Consider the following 20,832-nt stretch of genomic DNA (forward strand, 5'->3'; position numbering starts at 1 on the left):
TAAATAAATCGTAACAGTTAGTTACCCTCTTGCTCTCGTTACCGCTACATTGACGAGGCGATGGTTTTTATGGTCGAAGAATAACACGCCAGGGCGTTCTTGCGGATAACTATCCACCGTATCAAATATCATCATATCTCTTTCAGACCCTTGGAACTTATGAACCGTTGCCGCTAATACTGGTATGTGATGATACTTCGTTTTTTGCAACATTTCCCGAATACACGTTGATAAAAAGCGGGATTGTGCCCTGTAAGGTGTAACAACACCAATCGATTGAACACCGTCTAACAGTCCGATTAACATCATTTGCATCGCTACTAAACCAGACATAATGTTAAAACGAGAACCAGAAGCCGCGTCTTTTAACGAAAATGCTCCCATTAAACTCGTATCAAATAAAACACTCGCCTCATTTGCGAACGGCTGCAATTGCGCAAGTTCTTTCCGTTCTGAAACAGACGGATGATCGTATACTCTATTTTTATAAATAAATGAGTTTGTAAACTTCGATATATCCGCATGCATACGTCTTTGTTCCTGCAGCATGAAAAGGTTCGGATGTGCTTCTGATTTATTTACAGAATCAACAATCCCGGCATGGTAAAACATATCTTCGCCGAGCCATTTTCGAACGAGTTCATGGTTTGCCATCGCAATCGGAGGTAACTGTAAAAAGTCACCACAAACGACGATACGTTTTCCAAGTGAAGCAGCCAATGCAATTTGCGGAACGAACGCCATACTCACTTCATCTACGACAACTAAATCAAATGTACGCTCATAAATAAGTGAATCAATGGCACATTTCGATAAAGTTGCACCGATTACTTGTGCATTTTCAATGTATTCTTTTTCTACTTCTTTAATTTTCGCTCGTTGTTTTCGAAGATCGCTTTCAATCTCCTGCATACGTTTCTTATCAGAGGACGTTGCCTTATACGATAAAATCTTTTCACGAAGCTCTTGGCGTGTTTCTTCCAAATAGAGCCTTTCTTCTCCCCATGACCCGTTCGTCGTTTCAACTAACTTCGACGCGAGTAACGTTTCATGATTTCGTATATGCTCATGTTGACTATAACCGTAACGAACGATTTCGCCAGGCGTCCATTTCTTTTTCTTCTCAATTTGCTTCGTTACTTCACTCATTAATACGTCAACAGCCGCATTACTATGAGCTAACACAAGTACTGATTTTCCTTTTTGATAATGAGCCGAAATAATACGTGATAAATTGTACGACTTCCCTGTTCCAGGTGGTCCCCACACGTACGTTGTCGGATTGTAAAAAGAACGATACGCCAATTCATTTTTCGGATTTTTCATCTTCTCAAGATGCTTCGGACTGCTCGTTCCCTCTACTAAACGTTTAATTCGTTGACGTCTTTGCTTATCTTGACGAGCTTCTTTTAATCGCTCTTGTAGCTGTTCTAAAAGTTGCCACGGTTCACTATATAAAACCGCTTCTCGTATTTCACCTTGTATATAATCATTTAATTTCAGTTCTATTTCTAATCCATGTACAGATAATACTTCCCCTGTCGCTTCCTCACCATCGAACTCAATTCGAATTGGTGAACCTTCAGGTAAGCTTACTTCCGAAATAAGCTGAAATACGTATACTGTATTCTCATAATCTGTATATAAAAAACGACCGTTCATGATAGAAATTTTACTACCGCCAATCGTTTTCCAATGTTTAATTTCATACGCTAATGCATAATGCCACTCTTTCATCGTTTCCGATAATGAAGGAGTTTGAGTAGGTGTATTCATCGTATAATCTCCTTCCTTCTCCCCAAACATACTTTCTCACTATACCATATAACACCCTAAAAATTGTAACAATTATATCTTGCTTATTTTCTTAATTTTCAATATTATTTTATATATAATTTTCAGAAAGAAGGAATCTACATGCCAGTTAGAAGAATTGAACACGTAGGACTTATGGTTGCAGATTTAGAAACATCTATTTCATTTTATGAAAAAGTAGTTGGCTTACAGCTTATTAAACGTATGGGACATCCAAACCCAAACTTAAAACTCGCTTTTTTAGGTGTGGAAGAATCGAAGGAAACGATACTTGAACTCATTGAAGGTTATAACTCTTCCCTTCCGGCAGAAGGAAAAGTGCATCACATTTGCTTTAAAGTAGATTCATTAGAAGATGAAATTGAAAGACTACAGAAACACGGCGTAACCTTTTTACTAGGAGAAGAAATCGAAACATTACCAGATGGAACACGTTACATATTTTTCGCTGGCCCTGATGGAGAATGGATTGAGTTTTTTGAGACGGAGAGATAGAAAAAAGGAGCCGGGATTCTGACTCCTTTTTTCGCAAGTACCATACACCCTGAAAATTCATCTAGATTAAGAAGCAATCATTTTGCGAGGAGTAAAAAATGATGAATACAGTCTATATTTTGTTGTTTTGGGTGCTTATACTATTTCCAATCCTTTATATAATCAAGATCAAGCATTGGAATATAAAAGTAGTTGCCATATTAGTTGGAAGAATCCTATTCAGTATTGTCTTTTTTATAAACGGAATGATTTTAGGACTACAACGAAATTGGGTAGAGCCTCCCTATGAAGAAGAATGGGGTTTCTTTATAAAGTCTTTACAACATGGGAAAACTGATGCACTTATACACTTGTTACTTCTAATCACTATCGTTACTTTCGACTTAATAATTATATTTTATTATAGAAATAAAGTGTTTTTCAAAAGATAAAATTAGTGATGCAGTGGACATAATGGGATAATTTCTAAAACAATAGAAAGAATAAAAACACTCTTGACTCCTTTCCTTAGCAGTTTAAGAGTGTTTTTTATTCTCGAGAAAACAACCATCCAAAAACAAGAAAATCGACATCTTCATATTGAAAATGTGTAAAATTACCGTCTTTCTCAAAACCCTAGGTATCTACTAATTCTTTACCAGCAAAGTTTCTTCGTAAATTATACTATCCTCGTGTAGCAATATAAAACAAACTATATTCTCCTTCTAGATAACTGTTTTTTCCTCCATAACAGTATCTCTATTCACTATTTTCAAGTAGAAATGCGATACTGTTGTAATGTAGTATGGAAAGATCCAAAGAAACGGGATACCAAATGTGAAAAATCCGATGATAACCCCTAAAATAAACCACCCGATAAAACTTAACGATAGTAGAAATAAATCTAATTTATGTCCTTTCATCAGTACTTGGCTCTTTTTAATTGCTTCACTCGCCGTATATTCTGGATGATCTAACAAAATATAGTAAGCCATAGAATAAGAGATAAATTTTATAATACCTGGTACAATTAATAATACACTCCATAAAAGTGTGTATACAGTCATTAAAGTAGTCACCTTTATAGATCTAAACGCAATGTAACTTTAAGATACCCATAATTCATAACGCCTTGTACACCTACTAAACAAATAAATAGAACAACCAAAACAAGTAAATAAGAAAAAGCACCTGCTGCATTTAATTTTTCGTCTCCTGTAATGGAATAACTAGCATTCATTGTTTCACTTAATAAGATACCCAGGAACAACAGTGGAAATCCTATAATTAGCATACAAACCCTAGAAATAATATGATAAAGAAACGATGACAATACCGCCAATCCCCATTTGTCTTTTAATGAAGATACGGCAGCTTTTTTTAAGCCACTAATCATTTTGATCCAACCTTTCAATTTTTTCCTTTTATATGAATTACTTTTACATAAGGGGAAATAGAATATTTTAACAGAATTTACATTAAATATAATTCCATTAATATCTAAATGAATGGTGAAACTGTTCCAAAAGTGTTATTTTTAAGTAAGTATCAAATTCAGTACTTCTAATGTTTTTCTAACACTACTTGACTAATTTTAGTATGTTTATTTTCAATCTATTAATCATGTAATTTATTTAAAAACACAGTGAATATACTTGCTACATAAAATCCATTACCAAAACAGTTTTTTAGTTTTTATTCTTGTTCAATATGGTATAGAAAAAGATTGATTATTTACAAGACAAGAAGCTAGGAGATGTTACATATGAAATATTTTGTAATAGAAGATGATGAATTATCAAGCTGTGGTGAAGAGACAATATATGTTTTTGAACATAGCAAAGGAAAAAACAGTTACGACACGATTAAAACCTTGGAAGATTTTGCAGCAACATGCCAATTCATTGAACGAAGAAATACGCATTGGTTTTGGTATAAAGGAAAACACGTTGAAGATATGCCTATTTGGGAATTCGAAGAAAAATTTAGAGCTGAACAAGAAGAACTGAAAACAATATCCCAAGAAGAATTCACAGAATTGAGAAACAGATATGCCCCACTTATTAAACCTATCGAGTTCCCTATTGAAGGAATCCGAATTGCTTATGCTTATGAACCAGAATGGAATGATGAATTTTTTGTTATGGAAACGGAAGAAAGTTATTTTTCCGTTTATTGGTTTACAACGGCTTAATAATCGTTTTTATAACAAATCAACAGATTTCTTATCCGAAAGGACTTTCGATAAATACTGATTAGGTGTTTAGAAAGTTTCTCCAAAGTCAGGGTGTCTAGGCTTGAGTATTCCGATTACTTGTTCTCCACTGCTAATATGATGAATAAAGCGAAACTGTAATGAGTGGGGGATTCTTCATTCCCCACTCATTATTAGTTGAACCATTCGGGCTTTTACGGACAGTTCCTCTCCTACCTATCTTCCTCATGTCTCTCTAAATCTTGAGGTGGGAATTTTATTGCCCGTTAATACGGGATAAATTAAATTCCTATTCAATCACATCTTTATAAATGTAGCATTTCAGCCTTTACAACTTGAATATATTCCTGCAACTTGCAAAACGCTTCCGTCAATTTCCCTGTTTCTTCTTTATGAAGAAAGCGGGCTTTGTTTCGTTCTTCCTCTATGACAAGCAGCTGCACGGCAGCATAAGTTAGTCCGTACTTTTCGCATTCCCGTTTTATATCATGGAACAAAGAAAGTGGTATAGTCCCCGCTCCTGAAATAAGCATCTCATCTAGAACTTGTTCTAATTCATCGATTATGCGTACTAACTCTATCATAAAACGTTTCCCCTTCATTGAGTGTAATATTTATAACTTCTCCTGTTTCTGTATATAAAATAACAGGTGTAACAACGAGCTTCGTTCCTTCTTGATAAGGATGGACTAACATTTTCTTTACATATAGCGAGTCCAAATATATTTTTACAAGTCGAATCATCCGCTCGTTTTCTGGTCGTTTCATCATTTGCATTTGCAATGTTTTACCATTCTTATCGATAAGAGGTACGATCCATTTTTGTTCTTGCTTCTGAAACAGCCAATCTCCTATTTCCGCAACTTCGATACAAAAGACTCCCTGTTTATTTGTCTCTAACCTGTTCTCTTTTACTTTTTTTAGTAAGTCTTCCCATGAGGTTAAAAAGAGAGATTGCCACTCTGCCACATTTGTTTTCCCTTCCACTTCTCCTACCGTCTGTGAGCTAGATGACAGTTGAAAATCGGCGTTAAGTTTTGCATGCTTTAACCCGAAAGATGAACGAGACAATTCGTATCCTTTCCCTGCAATTTCCCATGGAACTTGCTTTTCATGGAGCTCTTCAGAAGTTGTGTTGCCCCCTTCATAAAACATGGGGCGTGACTGTGTGTATGTGATCCACTTTTCCTGTTCTCGATTATAGAAATAATATGTCACACCAACATAACCGGACTTCGTTTGCCAGCCGGATGCGCCAAAGGCATGCAAAGTAAGCGGTGGAACTTCATAGTATTCCGAACGAAACGGACTCTCTTGCAGACGGTGACGTTCTAACAACACAATGTATTCATAAATCGCGGACAGCGTTTGCCGATAGGATGCCATTTGAAAAGATGCATGTTTCATCCTGTATAGCCTAATATCGGCCCCCAGCTTACGAAATAAATTTTCTAACTTTGCTAGTTTCAAAGAACGCGCTTTTACAGAAAGTTGTTCTATTTCATAGATTGTATTTTCGGTAAGACGTGTTAATCCAAAGTGAACAATTTGCTCAATCATCTCTTTGAAAATAGATAGCTTATCCGGTGCAATAATAAGAGGCTGCATCTGTTTCGTTTCATGCGAAATTCCTCTCTCTTTTTGATACCAATATATCGCTTCCGCCTTATGCCGGCATATTCCCTCTGCTTTACATGTACAAATCGCATCAGCTACCGATTCAGCTGTCAGAAAACGAACCGTTATATCTTCTTCTGGAAAGGAGGTAATTAAAGCACCCTCTTCTTCCAAAACAAACTTTTGCTGAAATGTTTCGCGGAACATCATTTCAGCCCACATTTTTTCGGGGACGATATTGCGAACGTCCACATTCAAAAGGGCAGAGAAATCAACTTTTATGTTCTCTTCACCTTCATACATCTTCTTTGCTTCTAATAAAGCCATAATGACATGCTTACAAATCGAGCGTGCTTCACAAGTGCAGGAGTAACTGCGTATATCTCCCGTAAACGTTACAGTAGTTTCATCATCAAGATGTACTTGCGCTGCACCCTCTTCTACGTCCATTTTGATATTTGTTGCAACAGCCAAATCCTTCACTGCTCTCTTATATGTTCCTTTGTTGGACATGGCGATTAAATATGTTTCATCAATAGAGGAAAGAACATTTAAGAAATGATTGTTGCGATCCACTGTGCCAACCTCCCTGGTGTTAACGCGGCTACATGAGCACCGAGCGCCGCCATTTTTTTAGCTGCCTGTTTATCATAAAAAGGCTGTGCAGTCGGATCAAGAGAAGTAAGCACAATCAGTTTTGCTCCTGATTCTACAATCTTCATCGCTTCTCGGTACATTTCAGCGTAACTGCCACCTTCATATAAATCCGTTACAAGCACGACAATTGTTTTATGAGGCATCTCGATTTTATTCGTTGCGTAGCGCAGCGCCTGAGCAATATATGTACCTCCCCCAAGCTGTACACTCATAAGCGTTTCCACCGGGTCTTCAATACGATCCGTTAAATCAACAACAGCTGTATCAAAGATGAACAGATCTGTCTTAATCGTCGGTAAACTTGCAAAAATGCCTGCCATAACTGCACTATGAATAACAGAATCAATCATACTTCCGCTCTCGTCTACTGCAAGGATCACACGCCATAGGCTAACATGCTTTGTCGCAGCATAAAAGTATGGTTTTTCAATATGAATGGTGCTCGTTTCCTTGTCAAAATGCTTTAAGTTCTTTCGAATCGTTTTCTTAAAATCAAAGTTACGCATCATGCGCACTCGGCTAGAGCGATTCCGGTCCGGTCTACCGCTTAAAGCATGCTTCACTTCTTGCTCTAAATTACGGCGTAACTCCTCAGCGACTTTCGCTACAATACGTTTAGCTGTGTCTAATACATCCGGCTTTACATAATCCTTAAATTGCAAAATACATTTTAATAAATTCATATTCGGCTCCATTTTTTCAAGTGTTTGTTTATCTTGTAATAGAGCCGTTAATTCATACTTTTCCAGCGCATGATTTTCCATAATTTCAATTGTTTCTTGAGGAAATAACTCCCGCACTTTCGAAACCCAAGTAGGCACTGTTAACTGAGAAGGATCCAGCGACCCGCCACGTTCCTCTCCGCGTTCCCGTTCGTATAAAAATTCCAGCACCTCATCCATTTCCCTGTATGCATGGTTTTCTTCCTGAAATGTGATTTGGTCATCCGCATATTTTCCAAGGACAAGACGCCAGCGATTTAAAGAAATGTTATTCTCCATCTTCTAGCCCCCGTCTCATTAAAATCTCCCGTGCTTTCCGATCTAATTGTATTGCATACGCGAGCGCATCTTCTGAAATTGCTTCTTCTTTTATCACTTCTTCTGTCGCGCCATATAACCGGGCCACCTGTCTAGCAATCGTATCCACCTCAAGCGGCGTGAATTGGCTGAACAAAAGGCGCAAGTGCGGCAACACTTGTAAAAATGTCTCTTCATCAAGTACTTCTAGAACATGAGACATCCCGTCAAGCAGTGACTCGTTATATAAAAAGATATCTTTTGCGCCAGCCAATAAACCATTCAAAAATACCGGAGCCTGCTTCTGCATATCGCCACTTCCATAAAAATATCCTTCTGCCACTTGTATGACCTCATCTACCGTCCGCTTCGCTAAGGAAGTTAACAGCCCAAATACTGCTCCCTCTACTTGGCTTTCTCGTTTTTCCTTTTGCAAATAAAGCTCCAACGCTTCAATAAATTGCTGATCTGCAGGCTGCATTGTATACAAATCGATAAGCTTTTCCGCAATAATTGCTGGTTCGCCTCCATCTAAAACAGAAAATAACGAAAGCGCTTTATGTCTAGCATGATCCGCTTGCTGATTTGCTTTTTCTATTTGTGATAAATAGTAAGCACAATCTGCCATTGAAGCAAAATCTCCATCCTCTTGTATAGCTTCATCTATAAATTGGATGTATATAGAAAAGTCGGAAAACAAACCACTTAGGTAGGATTCTAGTAATAAAAGGGCCACCTCACCAGCTCGTCCCTTTGCCTTGTGTAGCTTTGCTCTTAGCATTTCCTGTGCGGCTTCCCTCACCGTTCCGCCATACACAGATAAATCAATAAGAGCACTTTCCACTTGTGCTGAAAAACGATATTTCCAAGTTTCGCGCATAAGATTGATGTTCTGCTTTCTCGCAAGATTAGGACCGCGCAACTTCTCACAAAATGGAACTCCTAAAAAAGTGAGGCAATGAAAGAATTGACTTAAACGCTGGTGTCGTTCTTTCTTATATATGTCAAGAATCGTCTCGTGTGGTACAGTAGAACGCGCTGGAAGACGAAACGAACGAACAGAAGCACGAAAATCATGTACGAGCGGCGGTACATCCGCTTCTTTTGACACTTTGCCTCGCTTTGTCCCTTGCAAACTCGTCTGAAGCATCGTTAAAGACTTATCTACCGAGGATATCTCACCTTTCACAAATGCACTACGGACTGCATCCATCAGCTCATACAATCCCGGTTGCATCTTTCCGCGAAGTAGCGCAAGTTCACGTATCATTCGCGCAGCTTCAATCTCATCTGCTATTGATATACCTTCTGCCTTTAGCTGCCTAGCAATTCGTATCATAAATTGCTCAGCTACCGCTTCATCCCTGTTCTCCCAAATATGTTGGTAGAAAGCAGGTGCAGGCATACCGCTTTCATAGCCACGGGTCTGATCGCTTTCTAAAAAAGAATACGGCATAAGACAGTTTTTGGCATATGTTTTAGACAATGGACTTTTGGACAGTTTTTTCTGTTTTCCTTCCAATTCAAGAAGTCCTTTCACATGAAAGCCTCCGGTAATAACAAGCACCTTATCATACACTTTACGCGCTTTTTCAATTTCCTTGGCCATGTGTATCTCCCTAGCTTCGCAACCGTCTTCTGTCAGCATCTCCTGCGTGTAATCTGCGCGTGTATAGTAACAATAATGAAATAACTGACGGACAAACTCCTCACTTGTCATATGAAAGCCTTGCAACTCAAAGTATTTCTCCCAAAACTCATGGAAACTTCGACACCCAGTTTTTTCCGAAAGCATACGGACATATTGACTATGTCGAAAGTATTGTTCGTCATACTTCCCATTCTCTTCCTCATTTTTCGCTAAAAATAAATATTCTTTATAAGGAAGATCAATAAATGAAACAGGAATGCTCTGTGCAGTTCCTTCCCGCAGCGCGACAAATTCCGGTGAATAGTCAAGAAAGGGATAGTACGCACGGTACTTTCCACTTTCTCCTCTTTCAAGCACATCCGTTTTATCATCATAACTGCAATATATACAAATCGGGGTCTCACTTTCTGCACTCACAATATGCGGAATAAGAGGGTTGCAATCTATCGGTCCTTCTATAAGGATTGCATCTGGTTTATATAACGAAACGATCTTTTGTACATGAAAAGAGCACGCAGGACTATGATGGCGAATTGGCACGTATACGACGTTGTGATCTAAATTGTAAGCTCTTTGAAACAATGCATTTACTTCAGCTGATTGCGAGCTTCGAAAAACGACTTCCATACCTCTCCCCCTACTTGACCTCGCGCCCTAACGATGCTTGTAAAATAACTGCGCAGCTTTTCTAAATCATCCTTATTTTCTTTCGCAATTGTGCCCGATAAATACCGAACCAGCGCATCCATTTTCACTTGTCCGCTTCCATAATAGTACGCATCCATTGCACTTTGATAATATACAGATACGGCTTCTGCAGTACTCATTACAGAAGAAGGTTGATCAATTCGTTTCCCTTCAGCGGTTACACCTTCTCGTAATTCATGAAAAACAGTCGCTAACAGCTGAACAACCGTATCATCCACTTCTGGCGTGATACCCGACGCTCCTAATAGACGCGTTACTTGTGACTCTATTATTTTTGCTTCTAGTTTTACATCCTTAATTGGATGTACGGTTTCAAAATTAAAACGACGCTTCAATGCACTACTCATCTCATTCACACCGCGATCGCGTGTGTTAGCCGTCGCGATAATATTGAAGCCTGGCTTTGCTGTAAGAATTCCTTGTTCTCCAAACTCTGGAATATTCAGCACCTTATCGCTTAGAACGCTGATTAATGAATCTTGCACTTCCTGCGGGCATCGCGTCAATTCTTCAAATCTAGTTAATATCCCTTGTTCCATACCAACGAACAGTGGCCCTGGCACAAGCGCCTCTCTTACAGGTCCTTTCGCAAGAAGAAGCGCATAGTTCCACGAGTACTTAATTGTATCTTCCATCGTAGCAGCTGTTCCTTGCACAGTGTTGCGGCTATTTCTACATATCGCAGCAGAAAGTAGCTCACTCAACATTGTCTTTGCTGTTCCTGGCTCTCCGATTAACATAAGTCCGCGATTTCCCGCTAATGTGACAATTGCTCGTTCCACAAGTGCATCATTCCCATAAAACTTACGACTAACTTCTACTTCCTTCCCTTCTAAAAGAAGTGGTTCTTCTTGTCCGATAATAAACGTACGGACGGCACGTGGTGACAATCGCCAGTTAGGTGGTTTAGGAAACGAATCATTCGCTTCTAACGCATTCAATTCTATTTCATATAATTCTTCCATTAATGGTTTAATAGACTGCATATGTCATTTCCTTTCTTATCGCTTACTGCGCCAGTTTTCATCACGGCCAAGGTTCGATTCTGTTGCCCGTTTTATATCATATAAGATTTCGCTGAAAAAGCGTTCCGATACTTGTTTTGGTAAAACACGTTTCTCATGATTAATTTCGTCGTAGTCATATGAACCACGGCTCACCGTACCTGCTTTGTAAAATTGAATTTCAAAGACGCACACATCTTCCTCGCCTTCATACCCAACCGGTGCCCCTTCAAACGCAAGCTCCGCCCCTAATCCAGCGCGAGTATCTTCTTTATAGAATGTATAATATACACCGGCATCTTGAACCGATCCACGGCTCCAACCGTGCTTCGTCATCTTACCAAACAGCGAACGACCATTCATCTCAATACCAGCAAACCTCTCCACAGTAACTTCCTCATTTTCCTCAACCTGAAATACTTCACGGTCAATTTGCGGAAATGGCTGAGTCACCTCATAGTCATCTAGCTGTTCCTTCCATAATTCCCGTTCCTCTTCGGACAATTCTAGCGGATGGATTAAACCAATAACGGTATCTGGCGTAAGTTCATGCTCTTCTTCCTCAATCGTATTGAATGTGCCATCCTCCATATAGCGGAACATCGCAAGCAACTTCCCTTCCTTATACTCACCCCAAATAAGGGAGATAGCAAACTGCTGCATGATTGGATTTTCTACAAACAGAGACTGCCATGTATTTTGTGACCAATAGCGATTAAGAGAAAGCGCTGTTTCAAGACGCTGAGTTTGCATCGTAATCATACCTCGAAGCTGTTTCTTTATAGAAGATAACTCCGCCTTAGCCCTTTCCGCTTTTTCCGCATCATCTTTTGCATTTGGTTTCGGAAGCGACTTCAGTCGTTTCCCCTCTTCTGTCTTTAATTCGATTTTCAAGTTAGGAGTTAAATAGGCAGTAAACGTCCTGCTTCCGTAATCAATTGTCTTTTCACCACGTTTATTAAAACCAAGGTGTGGAACAAGTTGATCTTCTAACTCTTCTTCTGTAATACCACGCGTTTTAGCAGCGAGATTCAGCGCTTCTTTCGCAGCATTACGCACTTGCTTATGTTTATACTTAAATGACATCGCATGAATAGACATAAGTCCAATATGTGACGGGGACAACGCTAGCGCCTGAACAGCTGCAGCAGCAATAGCTCCGCGCATGCCGAGTGCCCACTCATCAATCTGCTTTTTGAGCTGCATCGCCATTTCATCATCACTATACATACCATATAGCGAAAGAATACCGCGTTTCTTCGATTCCGCGCCTTGCGAAACCCATAGCTGATAGATTGCTTGTATATTTTCCTTCAAGTCTTGTTCATTAAGGGTAGCGCTAATCGCTTCTGCTACTTCCTTCTTCTCAATAACAGAATCTGATATATACTGCTGAAAATATGCAAGTGGAATCATTGCATCTGCAATTGTTTCGGAATCCCGAAGACGAATTTGTGGTTCAAATTCGAGCCACTGCACAAGTGCATTCCTTTTTTGCAGCGTTAAAATACGTGCGCAAAGAGCTTCTATATTTCCTGATGCTCCTTCTAAGTCTCCATCGCTAAGCAATGGAGCAAATTTCTCCATCAAAGAAGCATTTTTCTTTTCTTGTAAAGCCTCTTGTACAAGCTTTGTATATTTTTCAGATTTATAGTATAAAAGTGTTTGCATTACATTTTCGCGTACAACTTTCTTTCTATGATTCAATTCCTTTGCTACATCTTCTGCAGCTTCCGTATCTTTTGTAAGAAGTTCAACTGCAGCGATACGTACCTTTTTAGAAGAATCCCCAAGACTTTGAATAAGAAGATCACGTGTCTGAACCGCGTTATCCTTTGTCAACTCATCCAAAATAAAAATTCGTTCATCTGCAGAATACTCCGCGAAGTTCTCCGTTACATATGTCCGTTCTTTTACAAACGAACGAACGAGTGCCTCCGTCGCCTTATCTCGCTTCTCACTATGCCCGAAAGCTTGTTCAATGGAATAAGAAACGAGTTTCTCCATCGATAAACCGTAGGAAATCAGATCTTCTAGCACCTGTTCTGGTGAGTTCTCCATCGCAGCATACCGCTGCAGCAGTTCGTATAAACTATAGTGATAGCTGTAATTTCTCCCAAGTTGAAGCGTAAGAGCCGCTTCTCTCTTTGCTGCTTCCTCTATATCCCAAAGTAATGCAATTTCTAAAACAGGCATTCTCCAGTAATTATTTCTATACTTCGAACTTTCGAATAGTTGCTTCATATCCTCAAATGATACATTGCCTAATAAATAGTCACGATATGTACCACGTACGTCAGATGATTTCGTTTGAAGGACAACCGTTAAAAACTCTTCACGTACTCTGTTTCTATGTAACTCGTACCCTTTTTCCGCTAAAAGCATTGATACAAAAAGGTAATGACTTTTACTTACATATTGCAGTGTACGCTTCACAAATTCCGGTTGCTCTTCCACCATACGAAACAACAATTGGTATTCATATACGCGATCAAAATCAACAATACCTAACTGATGCTGCGCAAGGCGATATGCGAAAAACCTTTCCTCTGAAATACCAAATTGCTCACACAAATCTCGGGTTGTTTCATACAATTGTGCATAAAAACCTTTTGTTTTTTTGTAATTTCCAGACTGTTCAAGAGTATGGCTGACATGTGAAATTGCATAATTCATAAAATTTTTAGTAGAGCACTTCATTAACAATTCCATATATCTTCTTGCAACATCCGAATGCGGATATATACGAAAGATTTGCTGCCAAGTAAAATCAGGTAAAGACCCACCAGCTAATACCTTACTAACAGATTCACCTCGAACGTACCTTTTGGCTGCTTCAATCTTCTCTTCTGCTCCGCTTAACCTCAATATATACTCCGCTTGCTCTTGCAATTCATCTTCCAGTAAAGAACGATAAGGTAGAAATCTCTCATAATCTGAATCTAACATAACGAGAAGTAAAAGTAATTTTTGCTGTCCTGTTATAACTTGTAACTGCTCTTCTATATATTTCGGATTCTCCTTTATTAATTGTCTAAGAAAAACATCCGCTTCATTTACAGAACGTGAAAGATTCGTTAAATACTTACATGCACATACTACAAGTCTATCGAATGAAAGACCGCTTTTTTCGAAATAAACCTTTATATCTGGAAAACTCATATATGAAAAACGCACGAGAAGAACATTCAACAGTTGATCCTCTAGCAAATGATAAAATAACCGAAAAAACCCAGAATCTTGCTTATACGTTTTCCTAAAATCATTCATAAACTGCCAAGAAAAATCACTACGCTTATTTTCGCGAATCGTCGTTTGTTCTATATGTTTTAAAACTTCTTCATCTCTCGTCTGCAAGTAACGCAACGCTAATTCTTCTTGTTCCCCTGTTATATTAAGATGTTGAAACAACTGATATGTACTGACTGCCATCTTCACTGCCTCCCTAGTTCTTTTATGAATTCATCGTTATATCATTTATATATACTAATACCTATTCTCTCACAAATCCGAAATTTCAGATACGAAAATTCGGAATATATTTACATTATTAGTATATCATATCAATTCGGATGCGAACATATGTTTCTTTTAAAAAATTCATATTAATTTAAAACAATCATTGAAAATTTGGTTTAGAGATAAACAAAGTAAGTAATGTATGTTTTTATGATAGATAAGTACCAATTTTGGAGAAAGTATATTGAAGGGTTCTGGTACAAAGATAAAATAAAAGAGAATATAGCGCATATATTTCTAGCGGAATTGTATTTTATGCTGTTAGTCCAAACAATTGATGGATGAATTTTTTCTGGTTTTGAACATACTGATCACGTCCTTTTTTAGAGTACTAGCATCAGTATGTCCAAGTTTAAGATATAACTTCCATATATTTCTATTTTTTTGCACAAGAACCTATTTGTTTGACTTATCACGAATCGTATCGGTGATGGATAAGTCTTTTACATTCACACGGGAAATGGAGAGATCACGATTAAGGACATAAGCGCGTTCTCCGTCCTGGCTAAAGACAATGGCTTGCCGGGGTTCTGTGAAATCACCGATTGTCTTAATCACATGGTTATCAGAGACGTTGATCACATCGATAGTATTGTCCGCCTTGCTGCTTGCAAAAAGCAGTTTACCATCGGGCGACAAGGCTGCACCATATGGCTCACGTCCAACTTTTACCTCGTTAACGATTTGTCCTAGAGAGATGTCCACCACGGAAATGCTGTCACGACCGCTGTTTGCAGCATACAATGTTTGACCATCGGCAGTCACGGAGATTCCACGAATCATAGAGAAACCAATAATCTCACGTACGATGTTCTTAGTCGCTACATCAACTACGGACACCTTATCTCCTTTAAAGTTTGTTACAAACACATATTTTCCATCCGGAGAGACTGTAATACCTTGGCGTGGTTGGGAGAAACCAGTGATGACTGCAGTCGGTTTGCGTTTCTCAAGGTCTATAACGGTTACAGAACTATGTGCCTGATTGTTCACGTACAGCGTCTTTCCATCAGGGCTGACACTGGTGCCGAATGCACCTGGACCGACTACGACTTCATCCTTTAAGGTTAGGCTTTTTGCGTTGTAGAATCGTAAAGTGCCTAGCGTACTGTCCGAGACAACAAATTCTGAACCATTGTTAACGAACACGATGTTTCTCGGTGTAACAAAGCCATCGATTTTCTTGCGTAAAGTACCTTTAGCAAGGTCATAAATACGGATGGATTGTTCGCGACTATCTGAAACAATCGCAATCTGCTCATCGGGACTTATAGCGAGGGAGTTGTTAGTGATACTTCCATCGAAGCTCTCCTTTACCATAGAGCTTTTATTTTCAGTAAATGAAGCAAAAATGGCAGTCGGAAAAATAATAACAAACATCAAAGCTACAACCAATACACCTTTAAATTTCATTTTTTTTAACATTTCTTCACCTCATTAATTTTTTTCACATGATAAATCTTCAAGATACATGAATAACTTTCATAGGTACACGCAAAATCAGCAGGTAAACAGGGTGTTTGAATCTTTGCAAATATACTTACTATACGTTTTTTGATTCCCTCCTATTGTAATCGTATCTGAATTTTTATCCCTTCGTTCTATGTAAACGTACAGATGGACAAATTGGTTTGAATATTATAAAAAAATAAATTTGATGATTAAAAATAATTACATGTTTTATAAAGAGTACCACCACATCACTATCTAGCTAACAAAAGTAAATACCCCAAAACGAAAAATAGAGCTGACTTCTCAAAGTAACTAACTGTAGAGAAAGAAAAGTTTCATTTTTGAGGTACTTCAAAATCTTAGCTTGATGGACATGTATGGTGACCTCTATAAGAAAAAGTTTTAAAGTTTGTTTCTATACTTAAATATTCGGAGTTTTGATTATTGGAGTGGAAGTCGTAAAGCTGCCGTGAAGGTAATCGTCATACTTTTTCCTTACATATAAAAAAGTCCTTCACTTGACTAGAAAAATCAAGTAAAGGACTGTTCGTCTTATTTATTTTATTTAATTCCATCAGCAAGCTTTCCATATTGACGCTTATGCATCCAAGTTAATGTACCAATTGTTCCAAGTGATAACAGAACAATGAAGATCATTAAAATACCTGCGTTTTGCCACATATAACTGAAGTCTCCGCTTGAAATCACTGCTTTAAATCCTGATACAGAATATGTCATCGGGAACCATGCGTTAAAGATTTGCAGCGGTTTCGGAATTAACTCCAGTGGGAATGTACCCGCACTTGTTGTTAATTGTATAATCAATGTCAAGATTGCAATAAAACGTCCTGCATCGCTGAAAGCTGTTACTAAAAATTGAACTATCGCAATAAACGATAAACTTGTAATAATACTAAACAATATGAAGTATGGGACACTTTGTACTTCAACACCTAACCAAAACAGTAACACTGCGTCTGCCACAAGTGCTTGCATCACACCAACGGCAAGTAGTACACCAAACTTACTAATAAACCAGCTAAATCCTGATTTCGGTATACCAACTGTTTCGCGTAATGGGAACACGATAGATAATAACAATGCCCCAACGAATAAACCAAGAGATAAGAAGTACGGCGTAAAGCCTGTTCCGTAGTTTGGAACCTCTGTTACTTTCTCAGTTTCCACTTTCACAGGACTCGCGAACATGTCATATTTGTTTTCGTCACCTTTTGTTTCACTTGTTTTCTCAGCGCCTTCGCCAAGTTTTGTTGCTAGTTCTTTTGAACCGTCATTTGCTTCGCCAAGACCGTTTGTTACTTTGCCAGAACCGTCTGCTAACTGGCTAATACCGTCTGCCATTTGTTTTGAACCAGAAGATAATTCACCTAAACCACCTGCTAGTTGGTTTGAGCCTGTATATAACTGACCTAATCCACCTGTTAATTGATTGGAGCCTGTATATAACTGACCTAGACCTGCTGTTGCTTTACTAGACAGTTGATTTAAACCGCTATTTAAACCACTTGCACCTTTTGATGCTTCTCCTAATTTCTCACCAAACACTTCGAAATTCGTTACAAATGACTGTTGACCTTCTGCTAATTTACCGGCGCCAGCAACAAGCTGCTGTTGACCATTTTGTAATTGATCAACACCATTTTGAAGCGCTACCTGACCAGCATGAATCGCATTTGCGCCACCGGCAAGATTTGTAGCACCGCCTTTAATTTCATCTGTTTTTCCAGCAAGTCCTTTCACACCTTGTGACACTTGTTCTGTACCTGCTGCCACACCTTTGCTACCTGCTTCTAATTGTTGAACAGTTGCTTGTAATTGTTGTTTCGCTTCACCATCAGGTAGATTTTTGATTTGTTCATTTAAAGCAACTAAACCGTTCGCAACGTCTTGAGCGCTTTTTGCTGTTTTATCAGCGCCACCACTTAACTCATTTGCTTTTTGTTGCCACTTTGTTGCACCCTGCGCTAACTCGGAAGCACCTGTGCTAAGATTTTCAGTTCCTTTTGTTAAATCTGGCAATTTCTTTTGCATTTCTTGAACGCCAGCTGATGATTTTTCTAAACCACCATGTAAATCATTAATACCTTTTTGAATTTCTTTTGCTCCACCATCTAACTTTCCTTGTCCTTCTTGAAATTGAACAAGCCCATCTGCTAGCTGTTTAGAACCGCCTGATAATTGCCCTAAACCGCTTTGAAACTCTCCTTTTGGATCGACAAACTGTCCTAAACCTCCCGTAATTTGCTGGGAGCCAGTTATTGATTTTCCTAAGCCGCCCTCGATTTGCTGAGATCCACTTAATAGTTTTCCAACACCCGTTTGCATTTCACCAGTCTTACTATTTATCTTATTCAATCCATCTGTTACTTTCCCAGAACCGTCTTTTAATTTCCCTGTGCCATCATAAATCTTACCAGCACCTTCACTCGCATCCGCAAAGCCTTTAGAAACATCTTGTAATGAATCAAACATTGTTTCAGCATATGTTTTTGTTACTGCAGCTGAAACTTCTCCTTTAATTTTTTCAATAGCTGATCCACCAATTTGTGAAGATAAGAAGTTTAAGCTTTCATTTGGAATGTACTCTAGTTCTGATTTTTTTGGGTTTGCATCCATCAATGTTGTTGTATTTTTCGAGAAATCTTTTGGAATGCGAATCGTCATGTAGTATTTGCGATCATCCATTCCTTTTTTTGCTGTTTTCTCGCTGACAAACTCCCATTTGAAGCCCTCTCCCTCTTTTTCTTTCAAATTATTAACAAGTTCTTTGCCGGCTTCAATCGGTTTTCCATTGTACACTACACTTTCATCAAGGTTTACAATTGCAACTGGTAAATCCTCTAATTGATCATATGGATCCCAAAACGCCCATAAAAACATACCAGCGTACAATACTGGAATAAATAAGACTGCAATAATTGGAATTAAGATTTTTTTGTTTTTCATAATGGTAGCAAACTCTTTTCCAAGCAGTTTCAATCCTCGCATTGTTTACTCCTCCTCCTAAATAATTGACCACTTTGTTCATATAGTCAATTTTTGCAAAAAAAAGAAGAAAATAACGAACAATTCATCTTCTCGTATATGTTTGTATTTTCTTACATTTCCTCCCCCACTGACACATGACCGAATTATTCAATTGGTCATATTTTATAATAATAAGAGGATTATCTCATTTTGACAATCCTTTTAATAAATATAATTCAAAAAGTTTAGCAATATGCTCTTTTTCTAACGGTTCATGGTGTTTTTCCCAATCAAAAATAAGAGCTACATACAAACGAACCATAATAAATGCTGTAATTTCTGGATCACATTCCATAATTTCACCTTTAGCAATGGCATCTTCAAGACACGATTTAACAAACGTAATAATTGTAGCATCCAGTTGCTTCATCACATCTTGCACTTCTTTTGTTCCCATATCTCGCTCTTCTTGAATAAGCTTAATCATAAGTTGATGATCTTTTCGAAACTCTAAAATACTATATAAAGTACTATGTACGTTTTCAAAAAATGGTGCATTTGAATCGATAGTCATTTCTGCTACTTGCTTCATTTCTGTAATCAAATTAAAAATGATTTCACCAAACAATTCTTCTTTATTTTTGAAAAACGTATAAATCGTTCCCTTCCCAACATTCGCTAACTTTGCAACTTGGTCCATTGTTGTTGCCTTATAGCCAAACGTTGAAAAAGAATTTGTTGCAGCTTCAATAATAGAATGTTTTCGATCTACTGCCACATCTCCACCTCCAAATGACCTTTTGGACAATATAGTCAATAAGTTCGTTTTTGATATTATCACGGTTCCCCATTGTTTACAAGTCCTATCATTTTATTTATTTCCAACAAGAAAAGACATTCCAAATATGGAATGCCCTCTATTATTTTATAAAACTATTCACTTAAATTTATTTTCTTAATATAACATCTGACACTCTAAAATATTCTAATTAAACTAATCACTCATTTAACAAAATAAATTTGTTAATTACATAACGCTCGTCTTACTTTTCTAGCGAAATGTAGTGGATCATCAACGTCTTCGATATTAATGTAAATCAAATTGGGATTATCACATAACCACTCATTGTGTATAGACGAAACGATTATTCCTTGTTTAATAATTGCAGCAACAAATTCTGTAACTTCCTTTTGTAAGAGCGCTACCCGCCCTAGACATAATGCTCGTCCAGTTTTATTATCTCGTGATTCAAATGAGAAGGAAGTTGTTACTCTAAAACGTTTTCCTAAGATTGTAGCTTGTATTTCATCCCGATTTATCGTTGCCACACATTTCCCGCCGGCGAATCCTTCTTGTCCGCCGATAATTCTTGCAAATTGTTGACAAATTGATTCATCATTACATGCCATACCTTAAATCCCCCCTTTTACTATTAGGATATGAATTCATACATATGTCTGAAACGGTAATGAATCTATTCTATTATAAAAAAGATGATGGCAATCTACCGAAAGCTATTAACTCAATTATTCTTGATCGTATGAATTGTTATCAGAGTTTAAATGGTGCAGAATTTTTATTTTATGCTTAATGGGCATCGGAGACTGAAAGCAAAACTCAGCTATTATATGGTAAGACATTTTTAAAGAGCATAAAAAAGACACCCTAAGGTGCCATCCTCCAACGTGAGAATCGTATCTATGTATGGAGAA

The 20,832-nt window shown here is 38.0% G+C and carries 13 protein-coding genes and 2 pseudogenes; 3 read left to right on the forward strand and 12 right to left on the reverse strand.

The features are described 5' to 3' along the window. Positions 1 to 24: 24 nt before the first annotated feature. A pseudogene (locus tag COC96_RS14355) lies at positions 25 to 1,806 on the reverse strand (DEAD/DEAH box helicase); the annotation flags it as partial. A gap of 111 nt (positions 1,807 to 1,917) precedes the next feature. Here COC96_RS14355 and COC96_RS14360 point away from each other — a divergent pair. Continuing rightward, positions 1,918 to 2,310: a VOC family protein gene (locus tag COC96_RS14360; RefSeq protein ID WP_088229606.1), complete on the forward strand. Its 393-nt coding sequence runs from the start codon at positions 1,918 to 1,920 to the stop codon at positions 2,308 to 2,310. Positions 2,311 to 2,408: 98 nt separating this feature from the next. Then, positions 2,409 to 2,741, forward strand: coding sequence for a hypothetical protein (locus COC96_RS14365; protein WP_098768950.1), 333 nt, complete (start codon positions 2,409 to 2,411; stop codon positions 2,739 to 2,741). 273 nt (positions 2,742 to 3,014) lie between these two features. On the opposite strand, the pseudogene COC96_RS14370 reads toward COC96_RS14365, so the two are convergent. After that, positions 3,015 to 3,685: pseudogene (locus COC96_RS14370) on the reverse strand (DUF975 family protein). A 369-nt stretch (positions 3,686 to 4,054) separates the two neighbouring features. Here COC96_RS14370 and COC96_RS14375 point away from each other — a divergent pair. Continuing rightward, positions 4,055 to 4,483, forward strand: coding sequence for a hypothetical protein (locus COC96_RS14375; RefSeq protein WP_098768951.1), 429 nt, complete (start codon positions 4,055 to 4,057; stop codon positions 4,481 to 4,483). A 326-nt stretch (positions 4,484 to 4,809) separates the two neighbouring features. Here COC96_RS14375 and COC96_RS14380 read toward each other — a convergent pair whose 3' ends face one another. From COC96_RS14380 to COC96_RS14425, 10 genes are all read right to left on the reverse strand, one after another. Then, positions 4,810 to 5,088, reverse strand: coding sequence for a hypothetical protein (locus COC96_RS14380; RefSeq protein ID WP_088229611.1), 279 nt, complete (start codon positions 5,086 to 5,088; stop codon positions 4,810 to 4,812). After that, complete coding sequence (locus tag COC96_RS14385; protein WP_098768952.1) at positions 5,060 to 6,697, reverse strand: SWIM zinc finger family protein; 1,638 nt, start codon at positions 6,695 to 6,697, stop codon at positions 5,060 to 5,062. The genes COC96_RS14380 and COC96_RS14385 overlap by 29 nt, the downstream gene beginning before the upstream one ends. After that, entirely contained in the window at positions 6,673 to 7,779 is a 1,107-nt protein-coding gene (locus tag COC96_RS14390) for a VWA domain-containing protein (protein WP_098768953.1), read from the reverse strand. The genes COC96_RS14385 and COC96_RS14390 overlap by 25 nt, the downstream gene beginning before the upstream one ends. Then, entirely contained in the window at positions 7,769 to 10,075 is a 2,307-nt protein-coding gene (locus COC96_RS14395) for a DUF5682 family protein (protein WP_098768954.1), read from the reverse strand. Before COC96_RS14395 ends, COC96_RS14390 begins: the two co-directional genes overlap by 11 nt. Continuing rightward, the gene (locus tag COC96_RS14400; protein WP_098768955.1) at positions 10,036 to 11,142 is read right to left on the reverse strand and encodes an ATP-binding protein; all 1,107 of its coding nucleotides are present in this window, start codon (positions 11,140 to 11,142) and stop codon (positions 10,036 to 10,038) included. Before COC96_RS14400 ends, COC96_RS14395 begins: the two co-directional genes overlap by 40 nt. Positions 11,143 to 11,157: 15 nt before the next feature. Then, positions 11,158 to 14,592: a DUF4132 domain-containing protein gene (locus COC96_RS14405; protein ID WP_098768956.1), complete on the reverse strand. Its 3,435-nt coding sequence runs from the start codon at positions 14,590 to 14,592 to the stop codon at positions 11,158 to 11,160. Positions 14,593 to 15,075: 483 nt separating this feature from the next. After that, positions 15,076 to 16,104, reverse strand: coding sequence for a WD40 repeat domain-containing protein (locus COC96_RS14410; protein ID WP_098768957.1), 1,029 nt, complete (start codon positions 16,102 to 16,104; stop codon positions 15,076 to 15,078). Positions 16,105 to 16,692: 588 nt separating this feature from the next. Beyond that, positions 16,693 to 19,140 (reverse strand): YhgE/Pip domain-containing protein, encoded by a 2,448-nt coding sequence (locus COC96_RS14415; RefSeq protein ID WP_098768958.1) that lies wholly within the window; start codon positions 19,138 to 19,140, stop codon positions 16,693 to 16,695. Between the two features lie 184 nt (positions 19,141 to 19,324). Beyond that, the gene (locus tag COC96_RS14420) at positions 19,325 to 19,897 is read right to left on the reverse strand and encodes a TetR/AcrR family transcriptional regulator (RefSeq protein ID WP_098269307.1); all 573 of its coding nucleotides are present in this window, start codon (positions 19,895 to 19,897) and stop codon (positions 19,325 to 19,327) included. 245 nt (positions 19,898 to 20,142) lie between these two features. After that, entirely contained in the window at positions 20,143 to 20,529 is a 387-nt protein-coding gene (locus tag COC96_RS14425) for a DUF1259 domain-containing protein (RefSeq protein ID WP_098768959.1), read from the reverse strand. Positions 20,530 to 20,832 lie beyond the last annotated feature (303 nt).

Source organism: Bacillus cereus, assembly GCF_002577405.1.
Classification (GTDB): domain Bacteria; phylum Bacillota; class Bacilli; order Bacillales; family Bacillaceae_G; genus Bacillus_A; species Bacillus_A cereus_AU.

What these genes read in the sequence shown, in the direction of transcription:
- COC96_RS14360 (WP_088229606.1), top strand. Translation starts at nt 1,918, where the DNA reads ATGCCAGTTAGAAGAATTGAACACGTAGGACTTATGGTTGCAGATTTA.
- COC96_RS14365 (WP_098768950.1), top strand. Translation starts at nt 2,409, where the DNA reads ATGATGAATACAGTCTATATTTTGTTGTTTTGGGTGCTTATACTATTT.
- COC96_RS14375 (WP_098768951.1), top strand. Translation starts at nt 4,055, where the DNA reads ATGAAATATTTTGTAATAGAAGATGATGAATTATCAAGCTGTGGTGAA.
- COC96_RS14380 (WP_088229611.1), bottom strand. Translation starts at nt 5,088, where the DNA reads ATGATAGAGTTAGTACGCATAATCGATGAATTAGAACAAGTTCTAGAT.
- COC96_RS14390 (WP_098768953.1), bottom strand. Translation starts at nt 7,779, where the DNA reads ATGGAGAATAACATTTCTTTAAATCGCTGGCGTCTTGTCCTTGGAAAA.
- COC96_RS14395 (WP_098768954.1), bottom strand. Translation starts at nt 10,075, where the DNA reads ATGGAAGTCGTTTTTCGAAGCTCGCAATCAGCTGAAGTAAATGCATTG.
- COC96_RS14400 (WP_098768955.1), bottom strand. Translation starts at nt 11,142, where the DNA reads ATGCAGTCTATTAAACCATTAATGGAAGAATTATATGAAATAGAATTG.
- COC96_RS14405 (WP_098768956.1), bottom strand. Translation starts at nt 14,592, where the DNA reads ATGGCAGTCAGTACATATCAGTTGTTTCAACATCTTAATATAACAGGG.
- COC96_RS14410 (WP_098768957.1), bottom strand. Translation starts at nt 16,104, where the DNA reads ATGTTAAAAAAAATGAAATTTAAAGGTGTATTGGTTGTAGCTTTGATG.
- COC96_RS14415 (WP_098768958.1), bottom strand. Translation starts at nt 19,140, where the DNA reads ATGCGAGGATTGAAACTGCTTGGAAAAGAGTTTGCTACCATTATGAAA.
- COC96_RS14425 (WP_098768959.1), bottom strand. Translation starts at nt 20,529, where the DNA reads ATGGCATGTAATGATGAATCAATTTGTCAACAATTTGCAAGAATTATC.